Below are 10455 nucleotides of genomic sequence, written 5' to 3'. Positions count from 1 at the left end.
GGAGACGGCTTTGCCGATCACCTTCGCTCGTTGTCGCTGTACCGGAGACTCGACCGCGACGTCCGTGAGCCCCTGCTCGACGCCATCGCCGAGCGCATCCGCACGCGGATGGGCGACCGAGCGTCACGCCGCTACCTGAGTGTCCTCCGTGTCGGGCAGCGCACCGACGCCGTGGGTTCCCAGTGAAAGCACCTCAGTCACGCTGAACTCACGGCCGATGTGCCGGCGGGCGAGCGTTGAGGGGGCGCGGCGCCCCACCGAATCAGCGGAAGGCGGCGGTGCTGCGGGCGGCCCAGTCCGCGAAGGGGCGCGGCGCACGGCCCAGGACCCGCTCGACGTCGGGGCTCACCCGGCGCTCGGCGGGCAGCGGTTCTCCGAGGATGGCGAGGGTGCCCTCCACCACCGGCTCGGGCATGAACGCCAGCATCTGCTCTCGGGCCTCCTGACGGGTCTGCTCGACGAAACGGACCGGCTCGCCGAGCGCGGCGCCGATCGCCGCAGCCCGCTGGCGCGGGGTGGTGGGGGCGGGGCCGGTGAGCTCGTACACGGAGCCGGCGTGGCCGGGCTGCAGCAGCGCGGCGGCGGCGACCTCGGCGACGTCCGCCGGGTCGACCATCGGCAGGCCGACGTCGCCGAACGGGGCGGCGGCCACCCGGTCGGCGCGGATCGACTCAGCCCAGGCCAAGGCGTTGGAGTCCAGCCCGCCGCAGCGCAGCACGGTCCCGTCGAGGCTGGCGCCGAGGAGCGCGGCTTCGAAGGCGGCCGGGTGGCGGTAGGCGTCCGGGCGGGTCGCGACGCCGAGAGAGGAGACCAGGACGACCCGACGGACGCCGCCCGCCTTCGCAGCGTCGAGGACGCCTTGCGGGTCGTCGCCGGCCACCAACATGAACAGTGCGTCGGCGCCGTCGAGAGCGGGGCGCAGACCATCGGGGTCAGCGAGGTCGGCCCGCACGTGGCGCACGCCGACGGGGATGTCGCGCGCCTCGCCGCGCGAGAGTGCGGTCACCGCCTCGCCTGCCTCGGCGAGGATGCGGACCAGTTCGCGGCCGACGTTCCCGGTAGCTCCAGTCACGGCAATCATGAGAACCTCAATAAGTTAGTTGGCTGACTTAGTTCGAGGACAGTAGCACGCCCCTTGATGGAGATCTACAGTTGGTTAGGTGACTAACTCAGCGAAGCCCAGGGCACAGGCAGCCGACAAGCGCCGACGGCTCACCGCCGCGGCAGCACAGGTCCTGCACGAGCAGGGCGTCGAGCGCACCACCCTCGCCGACATCGCACACGCGGCCGACGTCCCGGTCGGAAACGTCTACTACTACTTCAAAACCAAAGACGAGCTGGTCCGGGCCGCATTGTCCGAGCACAGCACGCACCTGGGTGAACTCATTGGTTCACTGGACCAGTTGCCCAACCCGCGCGACCGTCTCAAGGCCCTGATCGAGGCCTGGGTCAGCCGGCGCGACACCGCAGCCCGCTACGGCTGCCCCACTGGCACCCTCGCCGTCGAACTCGACAAGCGCGCCGACGGCACCCTCGACGCTGAGGCCGGCGCCGTGATCCGACGGCTGCTCGACTGGGCCGGACACCAGTTCCGCGCATTGGGGCTGCCCGACCCTGACGATCTCGCCGTCACCCTCGTGTCCGCCTACCAGGGCATGTCGCTTCTGGCCAACGCCCTGCGTGACCCGGACATCATGACCCGCGAGGGCGCCCGCCTCCTCCACTGGCTGGACTCCCTGAAGGCCCCCGGCCAGAGGCCCTGACCAGACGGGCACACCTTGGCCAGGCTCACTGAAAGCACGTACGGTCCCCCACGCCCTGGAAGGAGCGCTCAGACCACCTGGTGGAGCCAGCGCACGGGAGCGCCCTCGCCCGCGTAGCGGAACGGTTCCAGTTCGTCGTCCCAGGGCTTGCCCAGGAGCTTGGCGAGTTCGGCTTCCAGGTCGGTCTCGCCGTGCTGGGAGCGGGTCAGGGCGGCGCGCAGCCGGTCCTCGGGGATCAGGATGTCGCCGTGGATGCCGGTGACGGCGTGGAAGATGCCCAGGTCGGGGGTGCAGCTGTAGCGCTCGCCCTCGGCGGTCGGGCACGGCTCGGCGGTGACCTCGAAGCGGAGCAGGTGCCAGCCGCGCAGCGCGGAGGCGAGCTTGGACGCGGTGCCGACCTGGCCCTGCCAGGAGAACTCCGATCTCCAGGTGCCCGGTGCCGCCGGCTGTCTGATCCAGTCGAGGTTCACACGGGTACCGAGGACGCCCGCGACGGCCCACTCGACGTGCGGGCACAGCGCGCGCGGCGCGGAGTGCACGTACAGAACTCCACGTGTCGTCACCGGGGCCTCCACAGAGCAGGACATCTTGTAACTTAGCGGAACGTGAGCGGCGCGGCAGCCACGGGGCGAGGCTACCGTGCGGCGGGGCAAGGAGTGTGACGTACCGTCGGAGCCGACACCGGGAAAAAGCGATGTTTCACCCGTGGGGACGCGCATTCGATCGACGGTCACGCGCCCGGCCGGGGTACGACCGTGACGTGGTGTAACTCCTGTGGCGCAGTCGCCGACGGATATGTGTCCCTCTCGCATGCCCAGCCACTCAAGGGGACGCATGTAACGGGCCCCACAGTTGCAGCTGCCGCAAAAGGGAACCTTCGCGCGTTGTTATGGGGTGGGGGGCCATCGTACGACCGACGAGGGGACCGACGCATGCGGCACCGACGCCACCGATCACGGGCGGTTCTCTCCGTCGTGGCGGCGACCCTGCTGGGAGCGACCGGCTGTGACGCCATCGGTGGCGGAACACCCGGCCCGTCCGGCAAGGAGGCGTCGGCGCGGCCCTCCCCCACGCCCACCTGGGACCGCACGCCTCGTTCGATCGCGGCCGTCGGGGACTCCATCACCCGTGGGTTCGACGCGTGCTCGGTGCTGTCGGACTGCCCGGAGGTCTCGTGGGCGACCGGCAGCGACCGTACGGTCAAGAGCCTCGCCGTACGGCTCCTGGGTCCCGCCAAGGCGGCCGAGCGCAGCTGGAACTACGCGGTGTCCGGGGCCCGGATGGCCGATCTGCCGGGACAGATGACGGAGGCGGTGGCCAAGCGACCGGAGCTGGTGACGGTGATGGCCGGCGCGAACGACGCGTGCCGTGCGACCACCGATGCCATGACGTCCGTCGACGCTTTCCGCGCTTCCTTCGAGGACGCCATGAAGACGCTCCGCAAGTCCTCGGCCAAGACCCAGGTGTATGTGACGAGCGTGCCCGATCTGAAGCGGCTGTGGTCCCAGGGCCGTACCAACCCGCTCGGCAAGCAGGTGTGGAAGCTGGGCATCTGCCCGTCGATGCTGGGCGACCCGGACGACCTGGACGCGGCGGCGACCCGGCGGCGCGACACGGTGCAGGACCGTGTGGAGGCGTACAACGAGGTACTGAAGGACGTGTGCGCGAAGGACCGGTACTGCCGCTTCGACGGGGGCGCCGTCTTCGAGTACCGCTTCGGGACCGCGCAGTTGAGCAAGTGGGACTGGTTCCACCCGAGCAGGAACGGGCAGGCGCGGCTCGCGGAGATGGCGTACCGCAATGTGACCGCCCGTGAGGATCCCTCCTGATCACCGCCTGATCACCGCTTTTCCCGGGCCGTGACCTAGGGTTCCGCCCATGAGCGAACTCTTCGGCACGCTTCCCGACGGCACCTCCGTCCACCGCTGGACCCTGGAGCGGGGCGGAGTACGGGTGCGGGTGCTGACGTACGGCGGGATCGTGCAGTCGTGCGAGGTCCCCGACCGGGAGGGGCGGGTCTCGGACGTGGTGCTGGGGTTCGCGGACCTCGACGGCTACCTCGCGCATCCCGAGCCGTACCTCGGTGTGCTGGCCGGGCGGTACGCGAACCGGATCGCCGGCGGGCGGTTCACGCTGGACGGCCGGACGCACGAACTGACGGTCAACAACGGGCCCAACTGCCTCCACGGCGGCGAGCGGGGCTTCGACAAGCATGTGTGGGACGCGGAGCCGGTGGAGCACGGTGTGCGGTTGTCGCGGGTCAGCCCCGACGGTGAGGAGGGGTTCCCCGGGCGGCTGTCGGTCTCGGCCACGTATGCGCTCCGCGCGGACGGGGCGCTGCGGATCTCGTACGAGGCGCGGACCGATGCGGCGACCGTGGTGAACCTGACGAATCACACGTACTGGAATCTGGCAGGGACGGGTGACACCGCTGGTCATCGGCTGTCCCTTGCCGCTTCCCGGTACACGCCGGTGGACGCCGATCTGATCCCCACGGGGGAGCTCGCCGCGGTTGAGGGGACGCGGTTCGACTTCCGTGCGGGGCGGGAGGTGGGCGGTGGTTACGACCACAACTTCGTGCTGGACAAGGGAGTGACGGAGGGGCCGGTCGAGGTTGCCGTGTTGAGTGATCCCGGTTCTGGGCGTGTGGTGACGGTGGAGACGACCGAGCCGGGGGTGCAGCTCTATACGGCTGATCACTTGGGCGCGCCCTTCTCGCCCGGGGACGGGGTCGCGCTGGAGACGCAGCACTTTCCGGACTCGCCGAACCGGGCGTCGTATCCGAGTACGGTTCTGCGGCCCGGTGGGGTGTATCGGTCGGAGACCGTGTATCGGTTCTCTGGTGGTGAGTGAGAGCTCGGCCCGCGGGGTTGTTGGGACGCCGCGGGCCGGTGGTGGTTGTTCGCGCAGTTCCCCGCGCCCCTGAAGGCGCGTCCCCCTACGCTTCGATCGTTGCCGTGAGGCGGACGTTCCCGATCGAGCGGGCCGCCTGGATCTCGTACGTGCCCTTCCTGCGCGTCCAGGAGTTCGTGCTCTCGTCCCAGGTCTCGAAGGCTCGGCCCGGTATGTCGATGACCGCCTCCGCCGTCTGCCCCGGTTCCGCCTCGACCGTCGCGAAACCCGCCAGCCAGCGCACGGGACGGTCAGTGGACGAGTCAGTCGGGGCCAGGTACAGCTGGACCACCTCGCGGCCCGGGCGCTCACCGGAGTTGCGGACGCGTACCGTCACCCTCGTACCGTCGGTCTCCAGCGACCCGTACGTCCAGTCGGTGTAGCCGAGGCCGTGGCCGAAGGGGTAGGACGGGGTCCTGTTCTCCTTCTCCCAGGCGCGGTAGCCGATGAACACGTCCTCGGTGTAGGGGAGTTCGCCGTTCGTGGGGGTGACCTCGGTGACCGGGGCGTCCGGGAGCGAGCCCCACGTGGTGGGCAGGCGGCCGCCCGGTTCGTGGGTACCCGTGAGGACGTCGGCGAGGGCGGCGCCGCCCTCCTGGCCGGGGAACCAGGTGAGGAGGACGGCGGCCACGTCGTCGCGCCAGGGGAGCTCGACCGGGGAGCCGGAGTTGACCACCACGACCGTGTTCGGGTTGGCGGCGGCTACCGCGCGGACCAGGTCGTCCTGGCGGCCGGGGAGCCGGAGGTCCTTGCGGTCGAAGCCCTCGGACTCGACACGGTCGGTGGTGGCGACCACGACGACGGCGGTGCCGGCGGCGCGGGCCGTCTCGACGGCCTCCGCGATCAGCTCGTCGGGGTCGCGCTGCGGCTCCTGGTGGCAGAGCGAGAAGCTGATGACCTTGAGGGGAATGCCTTCGGGGAGCTGGACGACGTGGGTCAGGGAGACCTCTACCGGTTCGCCCGCTGTCAGTTCGGCCTGGGCGCGGGGTACGGGCGCGCCGAAGAACGACACGAAGGGGTCGTCCTCGTCGGTGCGCTGGGCGTCGTCGTAGTGCGTGGTGCCGTCGACGGTGAGGGTGAAGGCGCCCAGGCCCTTGATGCCGAAGGTGTGCGAGCCGCTCTCGCGCGGGGTGAACGTGCCGGTCAGCTCGACGCTGTGGAGGCGTTCGTGGGTGACGCCGTCCGGGAGGTCCGAGCCCATCCACTGGAGCTGGCCGTTCGGGGCCGAACCCGTGCCGATGACCGTGCCGTCGAGGTCGCGGCAGACGGCCCGGAGCTCGAATCCCCTGTCCGCGACGGCGAGTTCCTCGTTCGGGTCGGCGCCGACGGCGTAGGTGAGGGAGCCTTCGGGGAGGGCGGCGGTGAGGCCGTCGAGCGGGGAGACGATCCGGGCGGGGAAGACGGTGGCGGAGCCGCCGCCGAGAACGCGGGCGTCGCGGGCGGCGGCGCCGATGACAGCGACCGTGCCGCCCTGCTTCAGGGGGAGGGCCTCGCGCTGGTTCCGTACGAGGACGAAGGAGCGGTGCGCGATCTCGCGGGCCAGCCCCTCGCCGTCGACCGTGCCCGGCAGTTCGGTCACAACCGGTTCGGCGCCCTCCAGGATGCCGACGCGGGCGGCGAGGCGCAGGACGCGCCGTACCGCCTCGTCGACGTCCGACTCCGCCACCTCGCCGTCGCGTACGGCACGGGCCAGGGCCTCGCCGTGGACGGTGACCGGGCCCGGCATGGCGACGTCGAGGCCGCCGGTGAGGGCGGCGCCGGTGGAGCGGGCGGCCATCCAGTCGGAGACGTTGAAGCCGTCGAAGCCCCACTCGCCGCGCAGGACCTCGTTCACGAGGTAGCGGTGCTCGGTCATCGTCGTGCCGTTGACCGTGTTGTAGGCGGTCATGATGCCCCAGGGGTGGGCGTTGGCGACGATGGCCTCGAAGGGGGCCAGGTACAGCTCGCGCAGGGCGCGTTCGGAGACCAGGTTGTTCACCGTGAAGCGGTCGGTCTCGGCGTCGTTGGCGACGAAGTGCTTGACCGTGGTGCCGACGCCGCCGGACTGCACGCCGTTCACATACGCGGCGCCGATCCGCCCGGTCAGGTACGGGTCCTCGCTGTACGCCTCGAAGTGGCGGCCACCGAGCGGGGAGCGGTGCAGGTTGACCGTGGGTGCGAGGAGGACGTGGACGCCCTTGCGGCGGGCCTCCTGGGCGAGCAGTACCCCGGCCCTGCGGGCGAGTTCGGGGTCCCAGGTGGCGGCGAGCGCGGTCGGGGAGGGCAGGGCGACGGACGGGTCGTCGGCGGTCCAGCGCACGCCCCGGACGCCGATCGGGCCGTCGGACATGACCAGGGACTTCAGGCCGATCCCGGGGAGTTCGGGCAGCGACCACATGTCCTGTCCCGCGAGCAGGCGCGCCTTCGCGTCCAGGTCGAGCTTGCCGAGAGCCGCCTCGACGGCTGCCTCGCGGGCCTCGTCGGCCGGGGTGGGGTTGGTCCTCGCCATCGGGGCGCCTCCTCGTTGAAGCGGTGAAGTCCGTGCGACGTCCGTACCGTTCTGTTCCGTCCACATCCTGCACCTGATCCCTGTAATGCAGTAGGTTCCGTTATGTTGTCGTTATCTTTGGGGTGATGCGCCTGCCCAGGGTTGCCGTACGGTGACGCCATGAGCACCAGGGCCAGGAGCGAGGAGCGGCGCGCGGAGATCGTGCGGGCCGCCCTGGAGGTGATCGCCGAGCGCGGCTACCGGGGCGCGAGCATGGCCGCGGTCGCCGAGCGCGTCGGGCTCACCCAGCAGGGTCTGCTGCACTACTTCCCCACCAAGGACGCGCTCCTCGTGGCCGTGCTCAAGGAGCGCGACCAGTGGGACGCCGTGCCCGGCGGTCGGTGGCGGCTCGATCTGCTGGGCTCGCTCGTCGAGTACAACGCGATGCGGCCGGGCATCGTGCAGACCTTCTCGGCGCTGCTCGGCGAGAGCGTGACCGAGGGGCATCCCACGCGGGAGTTCTTCACCGAGCGGTACGTCGGGGTGCGGGCGAGCATGGCGGAGATGCTGCGGGCCCAGTACGGGGACCGGCTGCCGAGCGGGCTCACGCCGGAGCGCGCCGCTCCCCTGATGGTGGCCGTCATGGACGGGTTGCAGTACCAGTGGCTGCTGGACCCGGAGTCGGTGGACATGCCGGGGGCGTTCCGGGACTTCGTCGCGTTGCTGGGCGAGGACGACTCGCGCTGAGAGGCATGGCCGTCACCTGAGTCGCACGACTGTGCGTGCGCCCCTTCCGACACGGGCATACTGCCGCCGTCCGGCGACACCCCGTGCACAGCGGAAGGAACCGAACTCCCTTGACCCCCATACGTGTTCGGATCGGCATACTCGGACTGGCCCTCCTCGCGGGCCTGGCCTCACCCACGGCGGCCTCGGCCGCCGGGAAGACCTCCGCGGCACCCCCGACCGTCGAGGAGCAGCGCCTCGACAGGGCCGCACCCCAGGAGATCCTGCGACGCTCCGGATTCGACACGGTGGCACCCGACTTCGCACGGGCACTCGCCGGGGCGCGCTCGTACGCGCAGGCCGAGCGGATCGCCGCAACCGAGGGATCCCGGCTGTGGCGGCGGGCCGTGGACCGGGCGCAGGGCCGTGGCCCGTCAGGCGGTGATCTCAGCCGGGACGACGACCGGCCGCTGTACTGGGCGCGGTTGGGGATGACGCGTGAAGTGCGCGGCTGGGAGCCGGAGTTCGGTCTGACGGACGCACAACGGTCGAGACTCCTCGCCACGGTGGAGGAGACCTCACGGGGACAGAACGCGATCCGCTATCCCCATGGTGCCCGGGCCGTGAAGCGTGTCCTGCTCACCGGCTTCGACCCGTTCACCCTGGACCGCGACATCCGCATCTCCAACCCCTCCGGCGCGACCGCGCTCGCCCTCGACGGCACGGTGATCGAGACCGCGGACGGCCCGGCGCGCGTCGAGACGGCCGTCTTCCCGGTCCGCTGGCAGGACTTCGCCGAAGGAACGGTGGAGCGGACGCTGCGCCCGCACCTGCGGAACGTCGACCTGGTCACGACGGTGAGCCAGGGCCGCGTCGGCCGCATCGACGTCGAGCGGACCAACGGGGCCTGGCGCGGCGGCTTCCCCGACAACGAGAACCTCTCGCGGACGGAGACGGTCCCGGTCGCCGACCCGGCCTCCCAGCCGCAGTGGACGACGACGACCCTGCCGTACGCGCGGATCGTGGCCGCGAGCACGGGACGTTTCCCGGTGTACGACAACACGAGCGTGACCGAGATCCCGGCGGGCGGGACGGAATCCGTCGTCCGGCCGGACGGACCGACGCCCGGCTCGACGGCCCGCGCCGGAGGCGGCGGCAACTACCTCTCCAACGAGATCGCCTACCGCGCGACGCTGCTGCGCGACCGGATGGGGCTGCACGACCGGCTGCCCGCCGGGCACGTGCACACGCCGGTGCTGCAGTTCGGGGCGGGCAACACGGACCCGGCGACGGGGGCGGTGACCGATCCCGAGTTCGTACGGAACCGGCTGGACATCATCGCGCAGGTGCGGGCGATCGTGGCGGTGGCGGCGACGGGGTCCGCCTCGGGGCCGGGGGCCGGTCAGGGCGCGGAGGCCTCTTCCTGATCGTCGTCCCGGTCGCGGTCGCCGTCCTCCGTCTCCTCGCCCATCAGGTCGCGGGCCATGAGGGTGGCGCCCGCGACCGCGCCCGGCATCAGGAAGACGGCGACGACCGGGACCAGGAAGGCGATGCCCAGGGGGGTGCCGAAGCCCCAGACCAGCGTCTTGCGGGTGCGGAGCAGGGCGAGGCGGTCGCGGAGTTCGACGCGGCGGCGCTGGAGGGCGACGGCGGTGAGTTCCTCGGTGAGGAAGAACCCGGTGACGAAGAAGCCGAGCACCGGAACGGCGGTCTGTCCGACGAAGGGGAGGAACCCGAGGGCGAAGAGGAGGATGCCCCAGAGCGCCGCCCGGATGACGATGCGGAGGCTGTCCCGGGCCGAGATCCACAGCTCCCGGGGGAGGGAGAGGCCGGACTCGGGTGCCGTGCCGTCCGGGGAGACGTCACGGTCGACCTGCTCCGAGAGGTTCTCGTAGAACGGCTGGCCTATGAGCAGGGTCGCGGCGGTGAAGGTGACGACCGCGAGGAGGAGACCGAGGCCGAAGAGGACGGCGGTCAGGAAGCCGCGGAAGAGGCCCAGCCAGGGGCTGGACCAGTCGTCGGCGAAGGGAGTCGACCAGGCGACGAAGTCCGGGCCCCACAGGGCGAGGGCGGTGATCGCCGCGGCGTACAGCACGAGCGTGATGAGTCCGGGCAGGAGCCCGAACCCGTACTGTCTGCCGTGCCGGGCGATCCATCGCTGTCCCTGCAGCAAGTACCTGAAGCCAACCCCGAGATCGCGCATGGGGGAACCCTATCGGGGCGTCCACGAGGGGTGATTACGCCCCCGCCGCCCCTACCCGTCCCATCCCCAGGGGCTCCGCCCCTTCGACCCCGCACGGGGCTCCGCCCCGGACCCCGCCCCTCAAACTCCCCCAGCTACCGCTGGGAGGTGCCACCAAGGGGCTGAATTTTCAGCCCCTCCGGCGTTTGAGGACGAGGCCGCAAGGCCGACAGCGGGGGTCTGGGGGCGCAGCCCCCAGGGATGGGACGGGTAGGGGCGGCGGAGGCGAAACAACCACCCCTGTGTCCGCGAGCCGCTACGCCGACGCCCTCTTGTTGCGCGAGATTCGAACAGGTACACCTCGCGTACCGAGCGTATCGATCACATCAGGCACCCTCGCCCCTGGAGGTACCGCGTGCTCCTGC

9 protein-coding genes and 1 pseudogene are annotated in these 10455 nt (G+C 71.1%); 6 read left to right on the top strand and 4 right to left on the bottom strand.

Annotated elements, in window-relative coordinates:
• Positions 1–186: pseudogene (locus AB0959_RS48215) on the top strand (hypothetical protein); the annotation flags it as partial.
• A gap of 76 nt (positions 187–262) precedes the next feature.
• Here the strand turns inward: AB0959_RS48215 and AB0959_RS48210 are convergent.
• On the bottom strand, positions 263–1081 hold the full coding sequence (locus AB0959_RS48210; protein ID WP_366833317.1) for an NAD(P)H-binding protein: 819 nt from the start codon (positions 1079–1081) through the stop codon (positions 263–265).
• A 79-nt stretch (positions 1082–1160) separates the two neighbouring features.
• On the opposite strand from AB0959_RS48210, the gene AB0959_RS48205 reads away from it, so the two are divergent.
• On the top strand, positions 1161–1763 hold the full coding sequence (locus AB0959_RS48205; RefSeq protein ID WP_366833316.1) for a TetR/AcrR family transcriptional regulator: 603 nt from the start codon (positions 1161–1163) through the stop codon (positions 1761–1763).
• Between the two features lie 68 nt (positions 1764–1831).
• On the opposite strand, the gene AB0959_RS48200 is transcribed toward AB0959_RS48205, so the two are convergent.
• Positions 1832–2326 (bottom strand): DUF3145 domain-containing protein, encoded by a 495-nt coding sequence (locus tag AB0959_RS48200; RefSeq protein WP_322726050.1) that lies wholly within the window; start codon positions 2324–2326, stop codon positions 1832–1834.
• 369 nt (positions 2327–2695) lie between these two features.
• Here AB0959_RS48200 and AB0959_RS48195 point away from each other — a divergent pair, with 369 nt between their 5' ends.
• Entirely contained in the window at positions 2696–3592 is an 897-nt protein-coding gene (locus AB0959_RS48195; protein WP_366833315.1) for an SGNH/GDSL hydrolase family protein, read from the top strand.
• Positions 3593–3641: 49 nt separating this feature from the next.
• Positions 3642–4616 carry an aldose epimerase family protein gene (locus AB0959_RS48190; RefSeq protein ID WP_366833314.1) on the top strand — a complete coding sequence of 325 codons (975 nt, stop codon included), beginning with the start codon at positions 3642–3644 and terminating at the stop codon, positions 4614–4616.
• A gap of 85 nt (positions 4617–4701) precedes the next feature.
• Here the strand turns inward: AB0959_RS48190 and AB0959_RS48185 are convergent, their stop codons facing one another.
• On the bottom strand, positions 4702–7143 hold the full coding sequence (locus AB0959_RS48185) for a glycoside hydrolase family 3 C-terminal domain-containing protein (protein ID WP_366833313.1): 2442 nt from the start codon (positions 7141–7143) through the stop codon (positions 4702–4704).
• A gap of 141 nt (positions 7144–7284) precedes the next feature.
• Here AB0959_RS48185 and AB0959_RS48180 point away from each other — a divergent pair, with 141 nt between their 5' ends.
• Together AB0959_RS48180 and AB0959_RS48175 are read left to right on the top strand one after the other, a co-directional pair.
• Positions 7285–7869, top strand: a complete 585-nt coding sequence (locus AB0959_RS48180) for a TetR/AcrR family transcriptional regulator (RefSeq protein WP_366833311.1) — start codon at positions 7285–7287, stop codon at positions 7867–7869.
• A gap of 110 nt (positions 7870–7979) precedes the next feature.
• Positions 7980–9275 carry a pyroglutamyl peptidase gene (locus AB0959_RS48175; protein WP_366833310.1) on the top strand — a complete coding sequence of 432 codons (1296 nt, stop codon included), beginning with the start codon at positions 7980–7982 and terminating at the stop codon, positions 9273–9275.
• Here AB0959_RS48175 and AB0959_RS48170 read toward each other — a convergent pair.
• Positions 9251–10051 (bottom strand): EI24 domain-containing protein, encoded by an 801-nt coding sequence (locus AB0959_RS48170; protein ID WP_366833309.1) that lies wholly within the window; start codon positions 10049–10051, stop codon positions 9251–9253. The two genes, AB0959_RS48175 and AB0959_RS48170, sit on opposite strands and share 25 nt — an antisense overlap.
• Between the last annotated feature and the right edge of the window lie 404 nt (positions 10052–10455).

This window comes from Streptomyces sp. NPDC046862, from assembly GCF_040704615.1.
Lineage (GTDB): Bacteria > Actinomycetota > Actinomycetes > Streptomycetales > Streptomycetaceae > Streptomyces.
Note: the sequence above shows the minus strand (reverse complement) of the source record. Positions and strands in the feature narration are given on the sequence as shown.